The following is a 23953-nucleotide window of genomic DNA, read 5'->3' as shown; positions in this document are numbered from 1 at the left end:
CGAAACGTTGAGGCGTATGCCCTTACCTCGACATGTGTTCGTCGGCCGAGAACCACTGGATTTGTGATATCTGCGCTGCTGGCAAACGGAATTCGACCAACGAGTGGTCGCTAAGGTGGAGGAGTCAAAAAGAGAGGTCCCAAGGGGCCTCTTTACACAACTCCGAACTCGGAGCGCAACTCGCGCAGCGCCTCATCGAGAACGACAAGCTCAGCGTCATCACCGGCGTGACTTTCTCCGACGTGATGATGGCCATCGCCAAACCGATGGCCAGGGCGGGCGTGCTGTTCGTCGGCTCGAATGCCGGCCCTGCTCCGATCGCCGGAAAGCAGTGCAACAACAAATTCGTCTTCGCCTCGTACCAGGACGAGTACCAGGCCGGGATCGTGGGGCGGTACGCGGTCGACAAGGGCTACTGGAAGACGCTGTTCGTGGCGCCCGACAACGCGTCGGGCAAGGACCAGCTGCGGGGCTTCAAGCGCTACTACTCGGGCGAGGTGGTCAGCGAAATCTACGTCAAACCCGAGCAGACCGACTACGCGGCAGCGCTGGCGCAGATCAAGCGCGTCGCGCCCGACGCGGTGGTCGCCTTCCTGCCGGGCGACATGGGCGTGAACTTCATCCAGCAGATGAACCGCTCGGGTCTGCTGAGCAAGTTGCCCTTGTTGACGGTCGGCACGGTCGATGGCACGACGCTGCCGCTGCTCAAGGATGCCGCGCTCCATGTGCTGACCGGCGCGGTCTGGGGCCCCGACCTGCCGAGCCCGACGAGCAAGGCGTTCGTTGCCGCTTTTGAAAAGAAGCACGGTCGCATCCCCTCGCAGTACGCCGCGCAAGGTTTCGACGCGGCGCTCCTGATCGACCGTGCGTTGAAGGAGACCAAGGGCTCGGTCGCCGATCGCGGTGCCTTGCGCAACGCACTCAACGAGGCCGACTTTTCGTCGGTGCGCAGTGGCTTCAAGTTCCTGCGCAACGGTTTCCCGGTGCAGGACGGGCACGTCTTCGTTGTCGCGAAGGACGCGCAGGGCCGCACGTCGCTCAAGCGGATCGCCACGCCGCTGGAGGCGAATCCGGACGGGTACTGGAACGAGTGCCGGTAGCGGGCCGGCAGAGGGGGACACGACCCGACGTTCGCCGCGCCTATGCTCGGCGGTCAAGAACAAGTCCCCTGACTCCGGTCACTGCCGCGAGACAACCACCTGACCATGCAATCGACCGGAACCCTGCGCGGCATCGCTGCGATGCTGTTGGCATGCGCCTTCTTCGCCTGCTGTCGGTGCCGCAATGGATGCCCTTGAAGGCCGAGCACATGGGGTTGCTCGCCGGGCTGGCCATCAGCGGCTTTCTGGGCCAGCTGGCGATTGCCGAGGCTTTCCGCCACGGGAAGGCCGCTGCCATCGCGCCCTTCGAATACAGCGCCCTCGCGTGGGCGCTGGTGCTGGACTGGGTGTTCTGGCGGGCCGCGCCCGATGCATGGACGCTGGGCGGCGGCGCGTTGATCGTGGCGAGCGGACTGTGGCTGGCGCGCAGCGAGGCGCCGAGGTCCGCGCAGAAGAAGCGGCCCGTGCCTGAACGCTGACGTGCGCGGACCGGCGAGGGAGTGCCGCCCGCCGGCCCTTGCCGCATCAGTCGGCGTATTCGCCAGCGTCCTTGATCACCTTCGACCACCGGGCCTTTTCGGCTTCAAGGTATTTCCTGTGGCCGGCAGGGTCGAGCCGGTCGTCACTGACGACGGCGAGGCCGAGCGCCTCTTCCCGCTTGATCAGGTCCGGGTCTTTCAACGCGGTGCGCAGTGCGGCGTTGAGCTTGGCGAGCACCGCGGCAGGCGTGCCGCGCGGCGCGTACACGCCGTGCCAGACCTGGACGTTGAAGTCCTTCAGTCCGGCTTCCGACAAGGTCGGCGTGTCCTTCAGCGCGGCGAGCGGTAGCCGCTGCAAGCTGGTGATGCCGTAGACCTTGACCTTCCTGCCTTCGATCTGCGGCACCGCGTTGGTCGCCTGTTCGCACATCACGTCGACCTGGCCGCCGATGAGGTCGGTCATTGCCGGCGCGGTGCCTTTGTAGGGCACGGGCGTCATGCTCGTCTTCAGCGCGCCCTGGAGCATCAGGCCGCACAGGTGCGACGCGGAACCGAGCCCGGCGTTGGCGAGGTTCACCTTGCCGCCGTTCGACGCGATCCACTGGCGCAGCTCGGCGAAGTTGCCGGCAGCGAGGCTCGGCTTGCCGATCAGCACCGAAGGCGCTTCGTTGATGACACCCAGGGTTTCGAAATCGTCCGGCACCTTATAGCTGAGCTTGCGGTACAGGGCCGGCGCGGTGGCCATGCCGATGTGATGCACCAGCAGCGTGTAGCCGTCCGGTGCGGCGCGCGCCACTTTGGCCGAGCCCACCGTGCCGCCCGCGCCGGCGGCGTTTTCGATGATGACGGTCTGGCCCAGCGGCTTGCGAAGCGCCTCGGCCAGGTCCCGGGCGATCTTGTCGCTGGGACCGCCGGCAGAAAAGGGCACGACCAGCGTGACGGGTTTGTCCGGAAATTCGGCGCATGCCAGCGAAGCGAATCCGAGCGCGGCGAGGCCGGCGCCGCAGCGCCAAAGGTGGAATCTGTATCGCGTCATGGTCTTGTCTCCTTGGGTTTTTTGCGAACGTCAGGCCGACAGCGCCTGCATCTCGCGGTACAGGTCGGCCTTGCCTTCGAAGCCGATGCCGGGCAGGTCGGGCAGCGTCACATGGCTGTTCTCCACCTTCACGCCATCGGGGAAACCGCCGAACGGCTGGAACAGGTCGGGGTAGGACTCGTTGCCGCCTAGCCCGAGCCCCGCGGCGATGTTCAATGACATCTGGTGGCCGCCATGGGGAATGCAGCGGCTGGCGGACCAGCCGTGCTCCTTGAGCATGTCGAGCGTGCGCAGGTATTCCACGAGGCCGTAGCTCAGCGCGCAATCGAACTGCAGCCAGTCGCGGTCGGGGCGCATGCCGCCGTAGCGGATGAGGTTGCGCGCATCCTGCATCGAGAAAAGATCTTCGCCCGTGGCCATCGGGTTCTTGTAGAAGTTGCGCAGCGCCGCCTGGAGTTCGAAGTCAAGCGGGTCGCCCGGCTCCTCGTACCAGAACAGGTCGTATTGCGACAGCGCCTTGGCGTAGGCGATGGCGGTCTCCAGGTCGAAGCGCCCGTTCGCGTCCACGCACAGTTTCTGGCCGTCCTGCAGCACTTCCATGATCGAGTCGATGCGGCGAAGGTCTTCGTCGAGCGAGGCACCGCCGATCTTCTTCTTGACGACCGTGTAGCCGCGGTCGATGTAGCTGCGCATCTCGTCCTGCAGCTTCCGGTGGTCCTGCCCGGGGTAGTAGTAACCGCCCGCCGCGTAGACAAAAATCTTGCGATTCGGCTTGCCGTCGCCGTAGCGGTCGGCCAGCAGCTGGAAGAGGGGCTTGCCTTCGATCTTGGCCACGGCGTCCCACACCGCCATGTCGATGGTGCCGATCGCCACGGAGCGTTCACCATGGCCGCCGGGCTTCTCGTTGGTGAACATGGTGTTCCAGATCTTGTGCGGGTCGAGGTTGTCGCCCGTGTCGTCGACGAGCGACGACGGGGCGGCTTCGAGGATGCGCGGAATGAACCGCTCGCGCATCAGCTTGCCCTGGCCGTAGCGGCCGTTCGAATTGAAGCCGTAGCCGACCACCGGCTTGCCGCCCTGGATCACGTCGGTGATCACCGCGACAAGGCTCAGCGTCATCTTGCTAAAGTCGATGTAGGCGTTGCGGATGGGCGAACTGATGGGAATGGTTTTCTCGCGGATTTCGACGATCTTCATGACGGGCTCCAGGGAACTTCTGATTGAGAGCCGCCATGGTCCGCCGTACCGGATGTTTGGGCCAATGCTCCTTTTCGCTGCTTTCATGCACTGGACGAACCGCACATGAATCTGATCTGGCTTGAAGACTTCATGGCCCTGGCTGCCACGGGAAACTTTTCGCGCGCCGCGCAGGACCGCCACAGTTCCCAGCCCGCATTCAGCCGGCGCATTCGTGCCCTGGAGGAGTGGATCGGCGCCGAGCTTTTCGACCGGCGTTCGCAACCCGCCCAGCTGACCGAGGCCGGCGAATGGTTCACCGGCGTGGCGCAGGAATTGATCGCCCGCGTCGCGCGGGTGCCGGGCGACGCCAGGAAGGTGGCCGAGGCCAGTTCTGTCACCTTGCGCATCGCGTCCACGCACGCGCTCTCGTTCACTTTTTTACCGCGATGGCTGCGAAGCCTCGAATCGAACACGACGCTCGGGCCGGTGCAGCTGATGTCGGACGTGCTTCAGCGTTGCGAAGCACTGATGCTGCAAAGCAAGGTCCAGTTTGTGCTGAGCCACGCGCACAGCAAGGCGCAAGGGGCGCTGGACGCGGAGCCGTACAGGTCGACCCGCATCGGCGAGGATCTACTGATTCCGGTGTCGGCGCCGGACGGGGAGGGCCACGCGCGTCATCAGCTCGCGCGGCGGGGCGACGCCGCAGTTCCGATGCTCCAGTACTCGGAAGAATCAGGGCTGGGACGCATCATGCGCGCCGTGATCGGCCGAAGGCTGGAGTCGGTTCCCGCGCAGGCCGTCTTCACGGCGCATCTCGCCTCTGTGCTTCGAACGATGGTGCTGGACGGCAGGGGCATCGCGTGGTTGCCGCAGACGCTGGTGGACGACGATATGAACCAGGGACGGCTGGTTGCCGCGGCGGACCACGCGTGGGAAGTGCCGCTGGAAGTAAGGCTCTATCGCGACAGCGAGCTTTTGGGGAAGGCCGCGAATGCGTTCTGGAACGCCGCGAGCGGTGGGTGATCGCGTGATGATTGCCCCAGCCTCCGATGCGATGCGAGATCGCAGCTCGACGCCATGACCACAACGCCCCTTTCCATCACCCGGCCCGCCATCCTCTGCGTTGCATTCGCCGCGGCGGCGGGCTTCTTCTGGTGGGCGTTCTACGAGCGTTACTACAAGCACAGGGATTGCATCGAGGCGGCCGCATCGAGTTGCGTTGCGGCTGACGGCGCCAATCTCATCGGGGCCGGCGCCGCGTGGTCGGTGCTCGCGGGCCTGCTGACGTGCGTCTCTGTCTTCTGCCTGGCCGTGGCGCTTCGCCGTCGCCGAGCCCATCGCGGCTGAGGGCCGCTGACGCCAAGGTTCAGGCCCCGTCGTCCTGCCGAGCCAGGGCCGGTGCGTCGTACCTCAAGGCCACTTCCGGCACGCCATCGGCCGTGGCGCGCGCCCTGGCAAAGCAGTCGACATCGGCCGGCAAGGCCACGCCGCTTTGCGCAGAACGTGTCCAGATGTGGCTCGTGAGTTCGACCGCGTTCGGATCGTCGTAGCACCCGCGCGAGATGGCGCGGACCTCGGGCCAGCGTTCGAAGGTCAGGCCCATCGTCGTGCCGCACGAGGGACAAAAGTGGACGAAGACTTTCTTGTGGCTGCCGTCCGAGCGATGTTCGTACTGCCGAAGCTCGCCCTCGTTGAACTGCACGGCGTCCATCGGAAAGAGCGACTCGGCGTAGAAGGACGTGCCGGTCATGCGCTGGCAGAACGTGCAATGGCAGGCGAACGTGCGCAGCGGCGGCTGGGTCGTACGGAATCTGACCTTGCCGCAGAGGCAACCTCCTTCAAGTACAGCTGGCATACGGCACCCAAAAGATCGGATTCTGCCCCGATGAATCGGGGCCAATACCGCGGTCACGCGGTCACGCGGTCACGCGCTCAGGCCAGACCGAGTTCCTTGGCTTCGGCTTCGTAGTTCGGATACGACGCCTTCATCGTCGCGCCATTGAGGATCATCTCGGCCACGAGCGTGCGCGACGGCATTTCGTACACCTGGGTGCGTATCCACACGGACTCGGTGCGCGCGCTTTCGCTCAGCGCGATGATCTCGCGCTCCAGTTCGTAGTCCTGGTCGACGAAGAGCGGGCCCTTGACGAGGCGAATCTCCTGTCCGGCGAACAGGCCCACGGCGGGCTTGCGGCCGCTCAGTTGGGCCTCGGCGCTGGTGGAACCGAGCAGCACGCTGATCATCTCGGTCGGAATGATCGCGCGGCCCCACGGCGAGCGCTGGCCGCCTTCGGGCGTGTACCAGTCGCAGGGCTCGGTGATGGCCTTGAGCTTGTCGGCGAGGGTGAAGGGGTAGTGGTCGCCCATGTGCTGGTCGAAGCCCATGCGGATCTTCTCGACGACGGCGCCGCGCTGGCCCACGCGCAGGTCGCGGTTGATGACCAGGCCCTGGGCTGGGCGCAGTTTGGCGATGCGCTGGGGCAGCTCGTGCGGATGCTGCGATGCATCGCCCACCGACGCGGTGCCGGTCAGCACCGGCGTGCCGTCGGCCTTCTCGGCGCGCAGGCGCACGAAGGTGGCACCGGGCGCGGGCAGGTCGACAAAGGCGCGCACCGATTCGCCCTCGACCACCATGTTCTGGTAATGGGCGCTGATGCAGCCGGTCTCGAACCAGGCCTGGCCGAACACGTGGAACAGCAGCGGGTCGAACTGGCTGAAGTGCGTCGGTCCCTCGATCGGCCCGGCGCGCAGGCCCAGGTTTTCCGCCGTGGCGTCGTCGTGGATCGACTTGTGGTCGTCGTAGGTCTGGTCGGCCAGCATCTGGCGCGGCTGGCGCAGCGGGCCGCACAGGCCCAGGGCGGTGGTGGAGAAAGGCGAGGTCATGGGTGGGGGCTCCGTGTGTCCAGCGGCGGGCGTCAATCGAACGGACGATGATGGCAAAGTCCGCCGGGTGCGCCTGTCGCCTAGGGAACGCCTGGCGACAGGAAGCTGCGGCTCTACTTTCGCTTGTTCGCGCGCCCGCGCACTGTTACAACCAGCGTCTCCATGCGCTCGCCCCCTTTCCTTTTCGTTTCTCTGCTCTGGCTCGTCGCGGCCGCACCGGCCGTGCAGGCGGAGGTGGTGCGCTGCACCGATGCCGACGGCCGCATCGTCTACACCGACGGCGCCTGCCCGTCGGGCACCCGGCAGTCGCGGCAGTTGCGGATCGACGAGCCGCCGCCGGCACCGGCGCGCGCGCCCGGCGAAGAGGCCGAGCCTCGCCGACCCGCCTACGCGGCGCCGTCCGCATCGCCGCCGCCGCCCGCGCCTTCGGGCCCGGCGATCATTCCGCGCTACCCGGTGGGCGAGGCGCCTGCGGTCGATCCGGGGCCGACCTACATCTGGGGCGGCGATCCGTACTACGGCGCACCGCGCCCCGGCTATCACCGGCCACCGCGTCCTTCGCGCGACCCCGGTCCACCGCCCGGCCAGCGGCCGTGCAATCTCGCGGGCATCAAGCGCAACAACTGCTGAGCGCGTTCGCCGCTTTCCTTCGCTTCCTTCGCTTCCTTCTTTTTCTTCATGACTGTTGCCGCGCCGGAGCGCCTTCTTCCGTGGGTCGTCCACTGCGACGGCAGCGCCATGCCGAACCCCGGTCGCATGGGCATTGGCGTCGTCATCACGCAGCCCGACGGCACGCGCCACACCTTCTCGCAGGCCACGCACACCACGGGCTGCAACAACGAGGCCGAACTGCGGGCGCTCACGCTTGCGCTGCGCGAGTTGCAGGCACGCGGCGCCACGGCCGTGCAGGCCTACAGCGACAACAGCACGCTGGTCGAGCAGTTGAGTGGCGGTGCCGATGTGCGGCCCATCGTGCGCATGGCGCCGCTGTTCGACGAGGCGCGCGCACTGCTGCAGGGCTTCGACGAGGCGCACGTGCAATGGATTCCGCGCCACCGCAATGCCGAGGCCGACGCGCTCGCACGGGCCGCGCTGGGCTTCGGGCCGAAGCCACCGCCCAAGGCGTGGAAGAAGCGCCGCTAGAAGCACTCGGGGCGGGCAGGGCGGCAGGTTCTATCATTCGGGTCGATTCAGAAACCCGTTTGCCATGACCGACGAAGCCACCTCCAAGCCCGCATTGCCCGATCACCTGTCGACCGATCCGCGCAGTCCGCACCACATTCCCGCCATTTTCGAGCACCCCATCGGCATCCGCTTCAACGGCAAGGACCGCCTGGACGTCGAGGAATACTGCATCAGCGAAGGCTGGATCAAGGTGCCCGCCGGCCGCACCCTGGACCGCAAGGGCTATCCGCTGCTGATCAAGCTCAAGGGCGCTGTCGAGGTGTACTACCGCGACTGACCCGTTGGGGCGCGTTGCGCTCTCTCAACGCCACTGCAGCAGCAGCGACCACGGCTGCCGGCTCATGTGGCGATCGACGCACGCCGCGCTGCCCGTCGTGCAGCCTTCGGGCAGGTAGCTCGGGTCCAGCAGTCGCGTGCCGGGTGCGAAGGCCAGGCGCCGCAGCGTGACCGACTGCAGCACGTTGCCGCCGACGGCGTCGAAGCCCGCATCGTCCACGTTCACCACCACATCGCAGTGCATCGGCAATGCGGCGCCGCCCGTGGGGCGACCGGCGAGCAGCTCGCCGATCTTTGCGAAACGGTCGAGCGACGCACCGCGCGCGCCACGTGCGTGGCAGACCAGGTCGCCCGGACGCGGCGACGTGCGCATCAGGTCGCAGGCGCGCAGGGCCTGCGGTGTCGCGCGGCCCGCGGCCTCGTCGATGCCGGCCTGCCATGCGGCGCCCGCGTAGTCGACGTGGGCCTCGGAAAAGACGAACTCGTCCGCGCCGAGCCCGGCCTCGCGCGCGACCCAGCTGATGAACGCGGCGGACCAGGGTGTGTCGATCACCGCGACGCGTTGCAGGGCTGTTTCGATGGCGCGCTGGTCCGACGAATCCAGCCCCTGGTCGGGGCCGACGCCCAGGCCTTGCAGGCGCGCCGTGCTCGCCTGGTTCAACGCCTCGGTCAGCAGCGCGCGGTCGGCTGCGCGCACGGCGCCGAAGCGCACGAGAGACGGCAGCCGCTCGTTCGACGGATCGACCGCGCGCCAGTAGCGCAGCACGCGTTGCCATGCGGGCAGCGCGCCGGCGGGATAGCGCGTGTCTTCCGCTTCCGAATAGCCGGACTCGGTGAGCCGGCCTTCGGCGTCCATGGTCTGGCTGCCGAAGGCGGTGTGCTCGTGCCGGGCCAGCGCCGCCATCGCGAGGGCGCGAGGCGGTGGCGGAATGTGCGAGGCCGTGGCAAGGCAGCCGACGGCGGCCGATGCGAAGGTGGGTGCTGCAATCAGCGCCAGGGCCGCGCACAGCGTGTGCGTGGCGCGACGCAGCGTGGGTCTGTGAGCGGTGGGCCGTGGCGACATGTGGCGCGAGCATAGCGGGCCCCTGCTGCTGGCAAGCAGAATGCGGGGCGCTCCCTGAAGCGCCGGGCTCTCCGGCGCAGGCGCTGCACCGTGAAGCTCAAGAACATCCTGCTGTCCGTTCTCGGCGTTGTCATCGGCCTCGTGATCGCGGGCTATGCCGCGTTCCAGTGGAGCCCGTGGCCGTCGGCGCTGATGATTCGCTACGCCTTCGGCAAGGGATCGGACGCCGCATCGCAGTCGCTGCAAAAGCACGTGCCGCCCGGCATCGCGGCGGTGTTCGACCAGCACTACGACGAGGGCGACGCAGATGCCTACCTCGACGTTTTCCGCCCAACCTCCGCGGACGACCGGCCCTTGCCCACCGTGGTGTGGGTGCACGGCGGCGCCTGGGTCTCGGGCCATCGGCGCGACGTGGCCAACTACGCGCGCGTGCTGGCGGGGCAGGGCTACACCGTGGTGGCTGTCGGTTATTCGATCGCGCCTGGGCAGGGCTACCCGGTGCCGGTGCGGCAGGTGAACACGGCGCTGGGCTATCTCGTGCGGGAATCGGCAAGGCTCGGCGTGGACCCGACGCGGCTCGTGCTGGCCGGCGACTCGGCGGGCGCCCACATCGTCGCGCAGGTCGCGAATGCCGTGGCCGTGCCCGGGTACGCGAAAGCGGTCGGCGTCACGCTCACCATCGCGCGCGAGCAGCTGCGCGGCATGCTGCTGCACTGCGGCGCTTACGACGCGTCGCAGGCCAGGCTCGACGGTGCGTTCGGCGGCTTCCTGCGGACCGTGTTCTGGTCGTACAGCGGCAGCAAGGATTTCCAGCAGGCGCCGGCCTTCGAGACCGCGTCGGTGCGCCGCTATGTGACCGGGGCTTTTCCGCCGTCGTTCATCACCGCGGGCAACGGCGATCCGCTCGAAGGGCAGTCTCGGTCGATGGCCGAGACGTTGGTGGCAAAGGGCGTGCAGGTCGACAGCCTGTTCTTCCCCGCCGACCAGACGCCGGCGTTGCCGCACGAGTACCAGTTCAACCTCGACGATGCACCGGGGCGGCTTGCACTGGAGCGCTCGCTGCAGTTTCTTCGGCGCGTCACCGCGCCGTAACCCAGTCAGTCCTGGGGCTTCTTGGTTGGCAGATCGCCTTCGCGCAGCTTGCGGCCGACCCACATCAGGCCGGTGGCGTAGTCGGCGCTGCCGACCTGGACGCCGCCCACGGTGCGCAGCGCGCCGGTGCCGTCATCGGTGGCCGGGCCTTCGCCCGTGAGGTCGCCGGGAACGAGCAGGCGACCGTCTTTGAGGAAGTCGGCAATGCGCAATTGGCGCATGCCGCGGCCCCAATGCCAGTGCTGCTTGAGGTCGAAGGAGGTCGGCGATGACGCGGGTTTGGATTTCTTCACGGGATGTCGGGCAAGGGCTTGCGAAGGGTAGCGTTGACGCAAGCAAACGTACAAGCGAACGCACCATGAAAAAAGCCTGCTACTTTGTGGGTAGCAGGCTTTTCAGCGTTTCCGCGATGTTGGTTGGTGGGCCCTGAGTGACTCGAACACTCGACCTACGGATTAAGAGTCCGCTGCTCTACCAACTGAGCTAAGAGCCCTTGCTTTGAAAACCGTTAGTGTTTTCTGGCAAGACCACGAGTATATACCAATCTTTTTGGCACTTCAAAAACTTTCTGCACATTTGTACGAGAGCGCTAGGATGCGCGACCGTCGGGGCCTGGCCCCACCCCCTATCCGAGGAGTTTTCAATGAGCGATGCAAGCAACACCCCCCATGTCGTGATCACCGGCGCTGCGGGCGCACTGGGCCGGGCCGTGGCCCAGCACTTTCTTGAGCAGGGCGCACGCCTTGCGCTGGTCGACCACCACGCCGGCCGCCTGGCTGAAGTCTTTCCGGGCCTGGACAACTCGCAGCACCTGCTGCTCGCCGGCGACGTGACCTCGGCGCCCGACATGGCCGCGCTCACCGGCCAGGTGCTGCAGGCTTTCGGCCGCGTCGATGCGCTGGTGCACATCGCCGGCGGCTTCGAGATGGGCGAGGCGACGCATGCGCTCACGCGCGAGAGCTGGGACCGGATGATGAACCTCAACGCCTGGTCGTTCGTCGCCGTGACGCAGGCCGTGCTGCCTTCGATGATCGAGCGCCGCGCGGGCCGCATCATCGCGGTGACGGCGAAGGTGGCGGCGCGCGGCCTGCCGGCGATGGCGGCCTACATCGCATCGAAGAGCGCGCTGCAGCGGCTCGTGGAATCGATGGCGGCCGAGGCCGCGCCGCACGGCGTGAACATCAACAGCGTCGCGCCCAGCGTGCTCGATACGCCGGCCAACCGCCAGGCGATGCCCGACGCGAATCCGGCGGAGTGGGTTTCCACGACGGTCGCGGCGCAGACCATCGGCTTCCTGGCGTCGCCGGGCGCCGCGGCGCTGCACGGCCAGCACCTGACGCTCGACGCCTGATATTCCCCGTCGACAACGCACAGCTGCAAACGAAAAAGGCCTTGGCGATTGCCAAGGCCTTTTTGCTGGGTCGGTTGGTGGAGAGGATGAGGATCGAACTCACGACCTCCGCATTGCGAACGCGGCGCTCTCCCAGCTGAGCTACCCCCCCAACACAGCTCGCATTTTATCGAGCTGCGCCTTTCCATGCACGCTGTCGTGCCAAGATGCCGGCTGGAAAAACAAGGAGCAAGCACCGCATGGAAGCGCACGATCCCGCCTGGCTGGAAGGCATGTACAACAACCTGGCGCGGGTGAAGGACCACCCCGCGTACTTCGCGCGCTGGGCCCGCGATTCCGCCGCGGCGCGCGACACGCTGCCGTGCCGCATCGATGTGCCCTACGGCACCGGTCCGAACGAAACGCTCGATGTCTTCCCGGCGCCCGTGCCCGATGCGCCGGTGCTGGTCTTCATCCACGGCGGCTACTGGCGCGCCATGGACAAGAAAGACCATTCGTTCATCAGCCCCGCGTTCCATGACCGCGGCATCTGCGTGGTGCAGCCCAACTACGCGCTGTGCCCGGGCCCGGTCGACCAGCCGGTGACCGTGCCGGGCATCCTGCTGCAGATGGTGCGAGCGCTCGAATGGACGTGGCGCCATGTGGCGGCGTATGGCGGCGACCCGTCGCGCATCACCGTCGCTGGGCATTCCGCGGGCGGCCACATGGCGGCTGCGTTGCTGGCCTGCGACTGGAAGGCGGTGGCACCCGATCTGCCCGCGCAGCTCGTGCGCAATGCGTTGTCGGTGTCGGGGTTGTTCGACCTGCGGCCGCTGCAGCGCACGCCATTCCTCGAGCACACGCTGAAGCTCACCGATGCCGACGCGCGGCGCGCAAGCCCGGCACTGTGGCCTGCGCCGGCGCGCGGCCAGCTCTATGCGGCAGTGGGGGGCAACGAGAGCGCCGAGTTCCTGCGCCACAACGCGATGATCCGAGAGGCCTGGGGCCGCCACACCGTGCCGGTGTGCGAGGTGTTGCCGGGGCTCGATCACTTCGGCGTGGTCGATGCGCTGGCCCATCCGGCGCACGCGCTGCACCGCTACGCAGTGCAGTTGCTCGAGGCCTGAAAGAAAAGACGGGGCAAAGACGGGCGGACAGGCCGCCCGTCGCGCTCACATCAGCAGGTGTTCGCCCTCGTTGGCGCCGCCCAGCGTGACGTAGTTGACCTTGCGGATGTCCATCAGCGTGCGGCCGCCCGCGTAGCTGATCGAGCTCTGCACGTCCTGCTCCATTTCGACCAGCGTGTCGGCCAGCTTGCCCTTGATGGGCTCGAGGATGCGCTTGCCTTCGACGTGCTTGTACTCGCCCTTGTTGAAGTCGCTGGCCGAGCCGTAGTACTCCTTGAAGAGCGCGCCGTCGACGTCGACCGTCTTGCCCGGCGACTCTTCGTGGCCCGCGAACAGCGAGCCGATCATGACCATCGATGCGCCGAAGCGGATGCTCTTGGCGATGTCGCCGTGGTCGCGGATGCCGCCGTCGGCAATGATCGGCTTGGTCGCCACGCGCGCGCACCACTTGAGCGCCGACAGCTGCCAGCCGCCCGTGCCGAAGCCGGTCTTGAGCTTGGTGATGCAGACCTTGCCCGGGCCGATGCCGACCTTGGTCGCGTCGGCGCCCCAGTTCTCCAGATCGATCACGGCTTCGGGCGTGCCGACGTTGCCGGCGATCACGAACGACTTCGGCAGCTTGGCCTTGAGGTAGCCGATCATGTTCTTCACGCTGTCGGCATGGCCGTGCGCAATGTCGATCGTGATGTATTCGGGCACGAGGCCTTGGGCGACCATCTGGTCGACCGTGTCGTAGTCGGGCTTCTTCACGCCCAGCGAGATCGAGGCGAACACGCCCTTGCCCTGCATGTCTTTCACGAACTGGATGTTGTCCAGGTCGAAGCGGTGCATCACGTAGAAATAGCCGTTCTGTGCGAGCCACAGGCAGATCGACTCGTCGACCACCGTTTTCATGTTGGCAGGCACCACCGGCAGGCGGAAGGTGCGCTCGCCCAGCGTGACGCTGGCGTCGCATTCCGAGCGGCTTTCCACGCGGCATTTGCGCGGCAGCAGAAGGATGTTGTCGTAATCGAAGATTTGCATGACCAGGCTCCTGAAAGGAATCGTTGAGTGGAACGAATGAGCGCTTGGTCCGGCCGGTTCTCGCGGTCGCGTCATGAAAATGACGGCCAAAAAAAACCGGACGCAAGAAACTTGGGCCCGGTGATTGATTTTACGGCCATGGCGGTGATGCGCAAGTTGCCGGGTCGTATTGACCCTATGGGTTGCTTCGTATACCCGACGACCGCAGTGCGGTTCTTCGTCAGAACCGGTAGCCGATGCCCACGCCGAACAGCCACGGGTCGACCTTCACGGTCGACAACTGCACGCCGTTCATGTTCACGGCGCTGCGGATGCGCAACTTCTTCACGTCGAGGTTGAGGTAGGTGTTCTTCGCCACCTCGATGTCGACGCCGGCGCCCATCGCAAAGCCGAAGCTTTCGTTCTGCAGCTGAAGCCGGCCGACCGTCGGCACCTGCAGGTTGACGCTGCTCAGGCGCGTGTAGTTCAGGCCCGCGCCCACGTAAGGGCGGATCTTCGCGGTGGGCATGAAGTGGTACTGCAGCATCAGCGAGGGCGGCAGGTGCTTGAAGGTGCCGATGTCCACGGGCCCGCCCAGCGCGCTCTGTTGCACGGTGACCGTCTGTTTCTGCGGCACCGTCAGCACCAGTTCGGCCGCGATGTTCGGCGTGAAGAAGTAGGTGATGTCCAGCTCGGGAATGGTCTTGCTGTTGATGGTGATGGCGTCGGCCGGAATCGACAGGTCGGCCACCGGGGCCGAGTGGTTCGCCGGCTTCAGGTACACGGCGCGGGCGCGCACCAGCCAGTTGCCTTGCGTTTCCTGTGCCGTGGCCGGCAGGGCCGTCGTGGCGGCGAGCAGGGCGGCGATGCAGACGGGGGCGAGTTTCTTTTGCATGTGTTCTGTTTTCCAGTGACGGCCGGCGCGCAGGGCCGGCAACTGGAAGGCAGTCTCCCGCCGGGCCGGGGCGTGCCGCTTGATCTGCCGCAAGCGCGGCAGGCCCGCGCAGGCAAGCGCGTCCTGCCTTGATCCATGTCATGCCCGCAAGGTCACCCGGGCCCGGCGGCGCCCGCCACGGGGCAGCTTTCTACAATGGGCCCCATGCTCCCTCACGACCTGTTTTCCGGCGCGTCCGCAGCCGATGCGGGCGGCCCTGCCTCGCCGTTGCTGAACAACCTCAACGCCGAGCAGCTTGCTGCCGTCACGCTGCCCGCGGGCAACGCGCTCATCCTCGCCGGTGCCGGCTCCGGCAAGACGCGGGTGCTCACCACCCGCATCGCGTGGCTGTTGCAGACGGGGCAGGTGTCCGCCGGCGGCATCCTGGCCGTCACCTTCACCAACAAGGCCGCCAAGGAAATGATGACGCGGCTGACCTCGATGCTGCCCGTCAACGTGCGCGGCATGTGGATCGGCACCTTCCACGGCTTGTGCAACCGCCTGCTGCGCGCGCACTGGAAGCTGGCCAACCTGCCCTCGACCTTCCAGATCCTCGACACGCAAGACCAGCTCTCGGCCATCAAGCGCCTCATGAAGCAGTTCAACGTCGACGACGAGCGCTTTCCGGCCAAGCAGACGCAGTGGTTCATCGCCGGTGCCAAGGAAGACGGCCTGCGCCCCGGCGACATGCAAGCGCGCAGCGACGACGACCGCAAGAAGGTCGAGCTGTACCAGCTGTATGAAGAACAGTGCCAGCGCGAAGGCGTGGTCGACTTCGGCGAGTTGATGCTGCGCAGCTACGAACTGCTGCGCGACAACGATCCGGTGCGCGAGCACTACCAGCGGCGCTTTCGCCACATCATGGTCGACGAGTTCCAGGACACCAACCGCCTGCAGTACGCGTGGCTGAAGATGCTTTCGGGCCACACCGCTCCCGGCGGCCACTTCACGCCGGGCGAGCACAACAGCGTGATCGCCGTGGGCGACGACGACCAGAGCATCTATGCCTTCCGCGGTGCGCGCGTGGGCAACATGACCGACTTCGTGCGCGAGTTCAACGTGCGCCACCAGATCATCCTGGAGCAGAACTACCGCAGCTACAGCAACATTCTCGACTCGGCCAACGAGCTCATCAGCCACAACAAGAAGCGCCTGGGCAAGAACCTGCGCACCGAGCAGGGTCCGGGCGAACCGGTGCGCGTGTACGAATCGCCCACCGACCTCGCCGAGGCGCAGTGGATGGTCGAAGAGATGCGCCAGCTGGTGCGCGACGGCTTCGACCGCAAGGAAATGGCCGTGCTCTACCGCAGCAATGCGCAGAGCCGGGTGATTGAAACGGCGCTGTTCAACGCCTCGGTGCCGTACCGCGTGTACGGCGGCCTGCGCTTCTTCGAGCGCGCCGAAATCAAGCACGCGCTGGCCTACCTGCGCCTGCTCGAGAACAAGGACGACGACACCAGCTTCCTGCGCGTTGTCAACTTCCCGCCGCGCGGCATCGGCGCGCGCACGCTCGAAAGCCTGCAGGACGCGGCGCGCGCCGCGGGGCGCTCGCTGCACGACGCGGTGAGCGCGGTCGGCGGCAAGGCCGGTTCGAACCTCACGGCCTTCGTCGCCAAGATCGACGTGCTGCGCGAGCAGACGCAAGGTGTGAGCCTGCGCGAGATCATCGAGCTGGTGCTCGACCACAGCGGCCTTGTCGAACACTACAAGGCCGACCGCGAAGGCGCCGACCGCCTCGAGAACTTGGACGAACTCGTGAACGCGGCCGAAAGCTTCGTCACGCAGGAAGGCTTCGGCCGCGACGCCGTGGCGTTGCCAGTCGACGAGCTGCGCCAGTCGCTCGCCAGCCAGGGCATCGACCTGACCCGCCCCGTGCTCGACGAGCCGCTGGCGCCCGATGCCGAAACAGGCGAAACGCTGAGTCCGCTCGCGGCCTTCCTGACGCACGCGGCGCTCGAGTCGGGCGACAACCAGGCGCAGGCCGGGCAGGACGCGGTGCAGCTCATGACCGTGCACGCCGCCAAGGGCCTGGAGTTCGACTGCGTGTTCATCACCGGCATGGAAGAGGGCCTGTTCCCGCACGAGAACTCGATGAGCGATTTCGAGAGCCTCGAGGAAGAGCGCCGCCTGATGTACGTGGCGATCACGCGGGCGCGCAAGCGCCTGTACCTGAGCCATTCGCAGACGCGCATGCTGCACGGCCAGACGCGCTACAACGTCAAGAGCCGCTTCTTCGACGAGCTGCCCGAAAGCGCGCTCAAGTGGCTCACGCCGAAGAACCAGGGCTTTGCGCCCTCGGCCTTCGGCTATGGCGGCGGCTACGGCAGCACGCGCGGCGGTGCCGGTGGCTACGGTGGTGGTGGGGGCGGCGGCAACCGCTACAGCGGAGGCGGCAGCAGCGCCGGCAAGGACACCTTCGCCAGCCCGCCCGTGCCGCCGCAGAAGACCGCGCCCTCGCACGGTTTGCGCTCGGGCATGCAGGTGTTCCACAACAAGTTCGGCGAGGGCACGGTGACCGCGCTGGAAGGCACCGGCGACGACGCGCGGGCGCAGGTGAAGTTCGCGCGCCACGGCGTGAAGTGGCTGGCGTTGTCGGTGGCGAAGCTCACGCCGGTCTGAAGCCGACGCCCGCCCGCGAGGGCGGGCAATTCGCGGCTCAGTTCGCGTCGAAGCTGTCGCGGAAGGTGAACCAGGTCGAAGCCAGCGACATCGCCGCGAGCACCAGCGCCGTGCCGATCATCAGGATGTTGCCGATCGCCAGGGCTGCGCCGTCGGAGCCCATGGCGCCGACGCCGATCAGCACGGTGGCGAGCAGGCCGATGGCGATGCCAGCGAGCATGAACACGCCGAACCACGCCAGGCCGAACAGCGCGTAGGCGCCGAAGTTGCGGAACAGCGCGACGATGCTGAAGAAGATGCTCTTCACCGGCTCCACGCGGTGCCAGTGCACCAGCGCGGGCGCATGCCACATGGCCAGCGACAGCGGCAGGTTCAGGCACATCAGCAGCGTGCGCGCCGTGAGGAACTCGCTGCTCTTCATCACCTCGGGCGTCACCGTTTCGTCGAACAGGTAGGCGCGCATGAGCTGCCCGCCGTCGATGAGCGCCGTCAGCGTGACGGCCAGCACGAAGTACACGGCCGAGATCACGCCCAGCACCACCAGCGAGCGCCATTCGGTGCGCATGGCGTCGAACACGGCGATGAACATCGCCGAGCCCGTGGGACGCTGCAGGTCGCCCGCGTTGCCCAGGCCGTCGGCGTTGTCGTTCGCGGCCACCGAGGACGCGACCATGAGGCCGAGCGTCAGGAAGGGCAGCAGGATCGGCGCGAGCACGCTGCCGAGCACCGGCAGCATCGACGCCGTCGAGATCATCGCCATCAGCAGGAAGAACAGCGAGATGAAGGCCAGCGGCTGGCGCCAGAAGGTCTTGAGTCCGAGGCGGACCCAGACGAAGCCGGTGCGCGCCGGCACGAGGTTGAGTTTCATTGGGTAGGGTCAGGCGGCCATCAACGGCTCGAGGACGTGGGCGATGGCGTGCGGGTGGGTGGCGCGCTCGCGCAGCACGCGCTCGAAGTGCGTCGGGTCGTGGGGCTTGAGCATGCTGGCCTCGCGCGGCAGGTGGAAGTCCCACAGGCGCGAGATCCAGAAGCGCAGCGCGGCGGCGCGCAGCATGGCGGGCAGCAGGGCGCGCTCGGAGGCGTTCAGCGCACGCACGCTTTCGTAGGCGGCGAGCAGGGCGTCGGCGCGGGCGGCGTCATGCCGGCCGCTGGCCAGGTCGATGGCCCAGTCGTTCAGGCACACGGCCAGGTCGAACAGCCAGGTGTCGGTGCCGGCGAAGTAGAAGTCGAACACGCCCGTGAGGCGCGGCGGCGCATCGGGCGCGCCGTCGGTCGCGAACATCACGTTGTCGCGGAACATGTCGGCATGCACCGGGCCGCGCGGCAGCGCCGCGTAGGCCGACGATTCTGCGACATGGTTCTGGTAGGCCAGCTCGGCGCGCAGCAGCGCCGACTGCGCCTCGTCCATGTGGGGCAGCACCACCGGGGCGGTTTCGTTCCACCAGGGCAGGCCGCGCAGGTTCGGCTGGATGCGCGGGTAGTCGCGCCCGGCCAGGTGCATACGGGCCAGCATGGCGCCCAGTTCGGCGCAATGGGCGGCCGTGGGGGCCAGCTCGCTGCGGCCCGACAACTTCTGCACCAGCGCCGCGGGCTTGCCGGCCACGCGGTGCAGCAGCTCGCAGGGCGCCTGCGCGGGAATCGACAGCGCATGGCCGGTCGGCTGCGCCACGGCGGGGTCGGCCACGGGCGCGGGCACCGGCAGGCCGGCACCGGCCAGGTGCTTCATCAGGCAAAGGTAGTACGGCAGCTGCTCGGCGCTCAGGCGCTCGAACAGCGTCAGCACGAACTCGCCCGATTCGGTGGTGGCGAAGTAGTTGGTGTTCTCGATGCCGCCCTCGATGCCGCGCAGTTCGCGCAGGGCGCCCATGCCAAGACGCTGGACGAGCGCGTGTGCCTCGCCGAACTGGACTTCGGTAAAAACTGCCATGGCGATGCTCAGCGCCGGACGGCGGCTGCGGGAGAAAAGAGGGAGGGCGGGAAGGAGAACGACGACGTCACGGTCAGAACTTCAGCACGTTCCAGACACGCGGGCCGTTGCCGCCGCTGTTCGCGTCGCCCGTCGTGCCGGGGCGGGCGCTGCCGCCGTCGTTGGGCAGCACTTCGTAACCGGGCATGTTCGACTTGGGCTTGACGTTGATGCTCTGCGTGCGGCCGCCATAGCGCACCTCGTCGACCGAGGCACCGCTGTCTTCCGTGTGGAGGTGCTCGACCTTCTGGTTGCGTCGGCCGTCGGCCTGCTCCTGATTTTGTAGCGGTTCCGCCGGTGCCGGCTTGGCAGCGGGCGCGGCCGGCGCCTGCGCAAGCGCGGCAACGGGGGTGGCGAAAGCCAGCGCCAGCAGGATGCGGCGGGCGACCAGGAGTGGGGAGCTAGGCATGCGCAGATTGTAGGCGTGCACCCGCTGGCGGCGTGTCGGCCGCCGGCCGACCCTGGTGTCGTTCCGGACGCCGGTCCGGGCACGGCAAAATGCCCCGATGACCGACAAGAAAACGCTGCTGCTCGTCGATGGCTCGAGCTACCTGTACCGGGCCTTCCACGCAATGCCCGATCTGCGCGCCGTGCCCGGCGACCCGAAGAGCCCCGCCACCGGCGCCATTCGCGGAATGATCAACATGATGACCGCGTTGCGCCGCGAGGTGCGCGCCGACTACGCGGCCTGCATCTTCGACGCCCCCGGCAAGACCTTCCGCGACGACTGGTACCCCGAGTACAAGGCCAACCGCTCGCCGATGCCCGACGACCTGCGCAGCCAGATCGACCCCATCCACGAAGTGGTGAAGTTGATGGGCTGGCCCGTGCTCACGGTGCCCGACGTCGAGGCCGACGACGTGATCGGCACGCTCGCCAAGGTGGCGGCCGCGCAGGGCGTCGAGGTGATCGTGTCCAGCGGCGACAAGGACCTGAGCCAGCTGGTCGACGAGCACATCACCATCATCGACACGATGAACGGCAAGAAGCGCGACATCGCCGGCGTGACGGCCGAGTTCGGCGTGCCGCCCAGCCTCATGGTCGACTACCAGACGCTCATCGGCGACACGGTCGACAACGTGCCCGGCGTGCCGAAGGTCGGCCCCAAGACCGCCGCCAAATGGCTGCTCGAATACGGCTCGCTCGACGCGCTGATCGAACGCGCCGCCGAAGTGAAGGGCGCCGCCGGCGAAAACCTGCGCCAGGCGCTCGACAAGCTGCCGCTGAGCAAGCGCCTCGTCACGATCCGCACCGACTGCGACCTGAACGGCCATGTCGAAGGCCTGCCCTCGCTCGAGGGCCTGCCCGTCGGCGCGCCGCAGACGGACGCGCTCAAGCCCTTCTACGAGAAGTTCGGTTTCAAGAGCCTGGTCAAGTCGCTCGAAGCGCAGGAAGTGCCGCCCGAGCTGATCGAGGAAAACCTCAAGAAGCAGAAGGCCCGCGGCGGCGCCGCGAGCGCCGACCAGGGCGGGCTGTTCGACGAGAGCACCGAACTGGGCGCGCTCGAGGCCGCCGCGCCCGCGAGCAACCTGAAGTACGACACCATCCTGGAGTGGACACAGTTCGACGCCTGGCTCGCCCGGCTCGAGGCCGCCGAACTCACGGCCATCGACACCGAGACCACCTCGCTCGACGAAATGGTCGCGCAGATCGTGGGCATCAGCTTCAGCGTCACACCGGGCGAGGCCGCCTACATTCCGCTCACGCACAACTACCCCGACGCGCCCGCGCAGCTGCCGATCGACGAGGTGCTCGCCAGGCTCAAGCCCTGGCTCGAGAACGCCGACAAGAAGAAGCTCGGCCAGCACATCAAGTACGACCGCCACGTGTTCGCCAACCACGGCATCGAGGTGCAGGGCTACGCGCACGACACCATGCTGCAGAGCTACGTGCTCGAGGTGCACCGGCCGCACGGCCTGTCGTCGCTGGCCGAGCGCCATCTGGGGCGCAGCGGCATTTCGTACGAAGACCTGTGCGGCAAGGGCGCGCACCAGATCTCGTTCAGCCAGGTCGACATCGCCAAGGCCGCCGAATACTCGTGCGAGGACAGCGACCAGACGCTCGACGTGCACCGCACCCTGTGGCCCCAGCTGCAGAAGGAAGAAAAACTGGGCTTCATCTACCAGCTCGAAATGGACTCGAGCGAGGCGCTGTACCGCATCGAACGCAACGGCGTGCTGATCGACGCCCCCACGCTGGCCGCGCAGAGCCACGACCTGGGCACGCGCATCATGGCGCTGGAGTCGGAGGCCTACGAGATCGCGGGCCAGCCCTTCAACCTCGGTTCGCCCAAGCAGATCGGCGAAATCTTCTTCACCAAGCTGGGCCTGCCCGTGGTCAAGAAGACGCCGAGCGGCGCGCCCAGCACCGACGAAGAAGTGCTCGAGAAGTTGGCCGAAGACTACCCGCTGCCCGCCAAGATCCTCGAGCACCGCGGCCTGTCCAAGCTCAAGGGCACCTACACCGACAAGCTCGGCCAGCTGGCCAACCCGCGCACCGGCCGCGTGCACACGCACTACGCGCAGGCCGTGGCCGTCACGGGCCGCCTGAGCAGCAACGACCCCAACCTGCAGAACATCCCGATCCGCACGCCCGAAGGCCGCCGCGTGCGCGAAGCCTTCGTGGCGCCGGCGGGCCGCGTGATCGCCAGTGCCGACTACTCGCAGATCGAGCTGCGCATCATGGCCCACATCAGCGGCGACGAGTCGCTGCTGCGTGCCTTCACCGACGGCGTCGACGTGCACCGCGCCACGGCGGCCGAGGTGTTCGGCACCACGCCCGATCAGGTGTCGAGCGAGCAGCGCCGCTACGCCAAGGTCATCAACTTCGGGCTCATCTACGGCATGAGCAGCTTCGGGCTGGCGAAGAACCTGGGCATCGAGACCAAGGCCGCGGCCTCGTACATCGAACGTTACTTTGCACGCTACCCGGGCGTGAAGGTGTACATGGATGAGACCGTGGAGTTTGCGCGGGAGCACGGCTACGTTGAGACCGCATTCGGCCGACGCCTTTACCTGAGCGAGATCAACGGCGGCAACGGCCCTCGCAAAAAGGCTGCGGAACGGCAGGCCATCAACGCGCCGATGCAGGGCACGGCGGCCGACCTCATCAAGCTCAGCATGGTGAAGGTGCAGAACGTGCTTGACGAAGAGAAGCGCGCCACCAAGATGATCATGCAGGTGCACGACGAACTGGTGTTCGAAGTGCCCGAGGCCGAGGTCGAATGGGTGCGCACCGAAATCCCGCGCCTGATGGCCGGCGTGGCGGCGCTCAAGGTGCCGCTGCTCGCCGAGATCGGCATCGGCCCCAACTGGGACAAGGCCCACTGATCGACGATCCATTCGCTCACGTACGAGACAAACGACAGAAACAAGAAGCAAGTCCATGACACTCCAGCCCCGCACCTTCCTGCTCGCCGCCGTCTGCGCGGCCTTCCTCGGCACCGCCTTTGCCGCGCCCGATGCCCGCATCGCCGCGCTCGCCGCCAAGGAAAAGCCCGCGCTGCTCGAGACACTGAAGGAGCTGGTCTCCATCGAGTCGGGCAGCCGCGACCTCGAAGGCCTCGAGAAAATCTCCGACCTCATCGCCGGCAAGCTCAAGGCGCTGGGCGGCGAGGTCGAGCTCATCGACCCGAGCGCCGACGCCTACCGCATGGAAGACACGCCCGAGAAAATAGGCCGCGTGGTGCGCGCCACCTTCAAGGGCACGGGCACCAAGAAGATCATGCTCATCGCGCACATGGACACGGTCTACACCGTGGGCATGCTCAACAAGCAGCCGTTCCGCATCGACGGCGACAAGGCCTACGGCCTGGGCATTTCGGACGACAAGCAGGGCGTGGCCGTCATCACGCACCTGGTGTCGATGCTGCAGACGCTGAAGTTCAAGGACTACGGCACGCTCACCGTGCTGATCAACGGCGACGAGGAAATCAGCTCGCCGGGTTCGCGCGCGCTGCTGACCAAGCTGGGCGGCGAGCACGACGCCGTGCTGTCGTTCGAAGGCGCATCCATCAAGGACGACAAGCTCTCGCTGGCCACCGCGGGCATCGCCTCGGTCACGCTGAACGTCTCGGGCAAGGCCTCGCACGCGGGCTCGGCGCCCGAGCTGGGCGTGAACGCGCTGTACGAGCTGTCGCATCAAATTTTGCAGATGCGCGACCTGTCCGACCCGGCCACGGGCCTGAAGATGAACTGGACCATCTCGAAGTCGGGCTCCAACCGCAACGTGATTCCGGCCAGCGCCACCGCGGGCGCCGACGTGCGCGTGCTCAAGGTGTCCGACTACGACCGCATCGAGCAGCAGGTGAATGAGCGCGTGAAGAAGCAGCTCGTGCCCGAGGCCAAGGTCGAGCTCAAGTTCGAACGCCGCCGTCCGCCGCTCGAGGCCACCGACGCGTCGCGCGCGCTCGCCAAGCATGCACAGGCCATCTACAAGGACGAGCTGGGCCGCCCGCTGGGCGCCGACGACAAGGCGGCCGGCGGCGGCACCGACGCGGCGTTTGCCTCGCTCAAGACCAAGGCGCCGGTCATCGAGCGCTTCGGCCTGCAGGGCTTCGGCGCGCACTCGGCCGACGCGGAGTACGTGCTGATCGATTCGATCGAGCCGCGCCTGTACCTCGGCGTGCGCATGGTGATGGACATCGCCACCGGCAAGACCACCGTTCGCTGACCGCCCCCGAC

Annotated in this window: 24 protein-coding genes and 2 tRNA genes; 13 read left to right on the top strand and 13 right to left on the bottom strand. The window is 67.1% G+C overall.

Annotated elements, in window-relative coordinates; genetic code table 11:
* Window positions 1-32 precede the first annotated feature (32 nt).
* Both GFK26_RS31600 and GFK26_RS31595 read left to right on the top strand, forming a co-directional pair.
* Window positions 33-1100: an ABC transporter substrate-binding protein gene (locus GFK26_RS31600; protein ID WP_153285441.1), complete on the top strand. Its 1068-nt coding sequence runs from the start codon at window positions 33-35 to the stop codon at window positions 1098-1100.
* A gap of 152 nt (window positions 1101-1252) precedes the next feature.
* Window positions 1253-1579, top strand: coding sequence for a DMT family transporter (locus GFK26_RS31595; protein ID WP_228121823.1), 327 nt, complete (start codon window positions 1253-1255; stop codon window positions 1577-1579).
* 46 nt (window positions 1580-1625) lie between these two features.
* Here GFK26_RS31595 and GFK26_RS31590 read toward each other — a convergent pair whose 3' ends face one another.
* Both GFK26_RS31590 and GFK26_RS31585 read right to left on the bottom strand, forming a co-directional pair.
* A complete protein-coding gene (locus tag GFK26_RS31590; RefSeq protein WP_153285440.1) occupies window positions 1626-2615 on the bottom strand; it encodes a tripartite tricarboxylate transporter substrate-binding protein in 990 nt (329 codons plus the stop codon).
* Window positions 2616-2645: 30 nt separating this feature from the next.
* On the bottom strand, window positions 2646-3812 hold the full coding sequence (locus GFK26_RS31585) for a mandelate racemase/muconate lactonizing enzyme family protein (RefSeq protein ID WP_153285439.1): 1167 nt from the start codon (window positions 3810-3812) through the stop codon (window positions 2646-2648).
* A gap of 105 nt (window positions 3813-3917) precedes the next feature.
* Here GFK26_RS31585 and GFK26_RS31580 point away from each other — a divergent pair, with 105 nt between their 5' ends.
* Together GFK26_RS31580 and GFK26_RS31575 are read left to right on the top strand one after the other, a co-directional pair.
* On the top strand, window positions 3918-4817 hold the full coding sequence (locus GFK26_RS31580; RefSeq protein WP_153285438.1) for a LysR family transcriptional regulator: 900 nt from the start codon (window positions 3918-3920) through the stop codon (window positions 4815-4817).
* Window positions 4818-4871: 54 nt separating this feature from the next.
* On the top strand, window positions 4872-5141 hold the full coding sequence (locus GFK26_RS31575) for a hypothetical protein (RefSeq protein ID WP_228121822.1): 270 nt from the start codon (window positions 4872-4874) through the stop codon (window positions 5139-5141).
* Window positions 5142-5160: 19 nt separating this feature from the next.
* On the opposite strand, the gene GFK26_RS31570 is transcribed toward GFK26_RS31575, so the two are convergent.
* Complete coding sequence (locus GFK26_RS31570; protein ID WP_416222526.1) at window positions 5161-5544, bottom strand: GFA family protein; 384 nt, start codon at window positions 5542-5544, stop codon at window positions 5161-5163.
* A gap of 182 nt (window positions 5545-5726) precedes the next feature.
* Window positions 5727-6677, bottom strand: a complete 951-nt coding sequence (locus GFK26_RS31565; protein ID WP_153285436.1) for a hypothetical protein — start codon at window positions 6675-6677, stop codon at window positions 5727-5729.
* Between the two features lie 162 nt (window positions 6678-6839).
* Here GFK26_RS31565 and GFK26_RS31560 point away from each other — a divergent pair, with 162 nt between their 5' ends.
* The 3 genes from GFK26_RS31560 to GFK26_RS31550 all read left to right on the top strand — a co-directional run bounded on the left by GFK26_RS31560 (window position 6840) and on the right by GFK26_RS31550 (window position 8139).
* Window positions 6840-7307, top strand: coding sequence for a DUF4124 domain-containing protein (locus GFK26_RS31560; protein WP_153285435.1), 468 nt, complete (start codon window positions 6840-6842; stop codon window positions 7305-7307).
* Window positions 7308-7355: 48 nt separating this feature from the next.
* Window positions 7356-7820, top strand: a complete 465-nt coding sequence (locus GFK26_RS31555) for a ribonuclease HI family protein (RefSeq protein ID WP_153285434.1) — start codon at window positions 7356-7358, stop codon at window positions 7818-7820.
* Window positions 7821-7884: 64 nt separating this feature from the next.
* A complete protein-coding gene (locus tag GFK26_RS31550; protein ID WP_153285433.1) occupies window positions 7885-8139 on the top strand; it encodes a DUF3297 family protein in 255 nt (84 codons plus the stop codon).
* A gap of 24 nt (window positions 8140-8163) precedes the next feature.
* On the opposite strand, the gene GFK26_RS31545 is transcribed toward GFK26_RS31550, so the two are convergent.
* Window positions 8164-9201, bottom strand: coding sequence for a DUF2272 domain-containing protein (locus GFK26_RS31545; RefSeq protein ID WP_228121821.1), 1038 nt, complete (start codon window positions 9199-9201; stop codon window positions 8164-8166).
* A 90-nt stretch (window positions 9202-9291) separates the two neighbouring features.
* Here GFK26_RS31545 and GFK26_RS31540 point away from each other — a divergent pair, with 90 nt between their 5' ends.
* The gene (locus GFK26_RS31540; RefSeq protein WP_153285432.1) at window positions 9292-10293 is read left to right on the top strand and encodes an alpha/beta hydrolase; all 1002 of its coding nucleotides are present in this window, start codon (window positions 9292-9294) and stop codon (window positions 10291-10293) included.
* A gap of 5 nt (window positions 10294-10298) precedes the next feature.
* Here the strand turns inward: GFK26_RS31540 and GFK26_RS31535 are convergent, their stop codons facing one another.
* Together GFK26_RS31535 and GFK26_RS31530 are read right to left on the bottom strand one after the other, a co-directional pair.
* Window positions 10299-10586, bottom strand: coding sequence for a hypothetical protein (locus tag GFK26_RS31535; protein ID WP_153285431.1), 288 nt, complete (start codon window positions 10584-10586; stop codon window positions 10299-10301).
* A gap of 124 nt (window positions 10587-10710) precedes the next feature.
* Window positions 10711-10786 (bottom strand) — tRNA-Lys (locus tag GFK26_RS31530).
* A 150-nt stretch (window positions 10787-10936) separates the two neighbouring features.
* Here GFK26_RS31530 and GFK26_RS31525 point away from each other — a divergent pair.
* Window positions 10937-11644 (top strand): SDR family NAD(P)-dependent oxidoreductase, encoded by a 708-nt coding sequence (locus GFK26_RS31525; RefSeq protein ID WP_153285430.1) that lies wholly within the window; start codon window positions 10937-10939, stop codon window positions 11642-11644.
* Between the two features lie 75 nt (window positions 11645-11719).
* On the opposite strand, the gene GFK26_RS31520 is transcribed toward GFK26_RS31525, so the two are convergent.
* Window positions 11720-11795 (bottom strand) — tRNA-Ala (locus GFK26_RS31520).
* An 88-nt stretch (window positions 11796-11883) separates the two neighbouring features.
* Here GFK26_RS31520 and GFK26_RS31515 point away from each other — a divergent pair.
* Window positions 11884-12750, top strand: coding sequence for an alpha/beta hydrolase (locus GFK26_RS31515; protein WP_153285429.1), 867 nt, complete (start codon window positions 11884-11886; stop codon window positions 12748-12750).
* 45 nt (window positions 12751-12795) lie between these two features.
* On the opposite strand, the gene GFK26_RS31510 is transcribed toward GFK26_RS31515, so the two are convergent.
* Both GFK26_RS31510 and GFK26_RS31505 read right to left on the bottom strand, forming a co-directional pair.
* Window positions 12796-13773: a GMP reductase gene (locus GFK26_RS31510; protein WP_153285428.1), complete on the bottom strand. Its 978-nt coding sequence runs from the start codon at window positions 13771-13773 to the stop codon at window positions 12796-12798.
* Window positions 13774-13993: 220 nt separating this feature from the next.
* Window positions 13994-14647 (bottom strand): OmpW/AlkL family protein, encoded by a 654-nt coding sequence (locus tag GFK26_RS31505; RefSeq protein ID WP_153285427.1) that lies wholly within the window; start codon window positions 14645-14647, stop codon window positions 13994-13996.
* Window positions 14648-14851: 204 nt separating this feature from the next.
* Between GFK26_RS31505 and GFK26_RS31500 the strand changes: the two genes are divergently transcribed.
* Window positions 14852-17305, top strand: coding sequence for a UvrD-helicase domain-containing protein (locus tag GFK26_RS31500; RefSeq protein ID WP_153285426.1), 2454 nt, complete (start codon window positions 14852-14854; stop codon window positions 17303-17305).
* A gap of 37 nt (window positions 17306-17342) precedes the next feature.
* Here GFK26_RS31500 and GFK26_RS31495 read toward each other — a convergent pair whose 3' ends face one another.
* The 3 genes from GFK26_RS31495 to GFK26_RS31485 all read right to left on the bottom strand — a co-directional run bounded on the left by GFK26_RS31495 (window position 17343) and on the right by GFK26_RS31485 (window position 19680).
* Window positions 17343-18173 (bottom strand): BPSS1780 family membrane protein, encoded by an 831-nt coding sequence (locus GFK26_RS31495; RefSeq protein WP_101492597.1) that lies wholly within the window; start codon window positions 18171-18173, stop codon window positions 17343-17345.
* A gap of 9 nt (window positions 18174-18182) precedes the next feature.
* Window positions 18183-19232, bottom strand: coding sequence for a homoserine kinase (locus GFK26_RS31490; protein ID WP_153285425.1), 1050 nt, complete (start codon window positions 19230-19232; stop codon window positions 18183-18185).
* Between the two features lie 73 nt (window positions 19233-19305).
* Window positions 19306-19680: a hypothetical protein gene (locus GFK26_RS31485; protein WP_153285424.1), complete on the bottom strand. Its 375-nt coding sequence runs from the start codon at window positions 19678-19680 to the stop codon at window positions 19306-19308.
* A 97-nt stretch (window positions 19681-19777) separates the two neighbouring features.
* Here GFK26_RS31485 and polA point away from each other — a divergent pair, with 97 nt between their 5' ends.
* Window positions 19778-22600 carry a DNA polymerase I gene (polA, locus tag GFK26_RS31480; protein ID WP_153285423.1) on the top strand — a complete coding sequence of 941 codons (2823 nt, stop codon included), beginning with the start codon at window positions 19778-19780 and terminating at the stop codon, window positions 22598-22600.
* A gap of 55 nt (window positions 22601-22655) precedes the next feature.
* Window positions 22656-23942, top strand: a complete 1287-nt coding sequence (locus GFK26_RS31475) for a M20/M25/M40 family metallo-hydrolase (RefSeq protein WP_153285422.1) — start codon at window positions 22656-22658, stop codon at window positions 23940-23942.
* The last annotated feature ends 11 nt before the right edge of the window (window positions 23943-23953 follow it).

The sequence above is a fragment of the Variovorax paradoxus genome (assembly GCF_009498455.1).
GTDB classification, from domain to species: Bacteria; Pseudomonadota; Gammaproteobacteria; order Burkholderiales; family Burkholderiaceae_C; genus Variovorax; species Variovorax paradoxus_H.
This window is presented reverse-complemented; position numbering and strand designations above follow the sequence as displayed.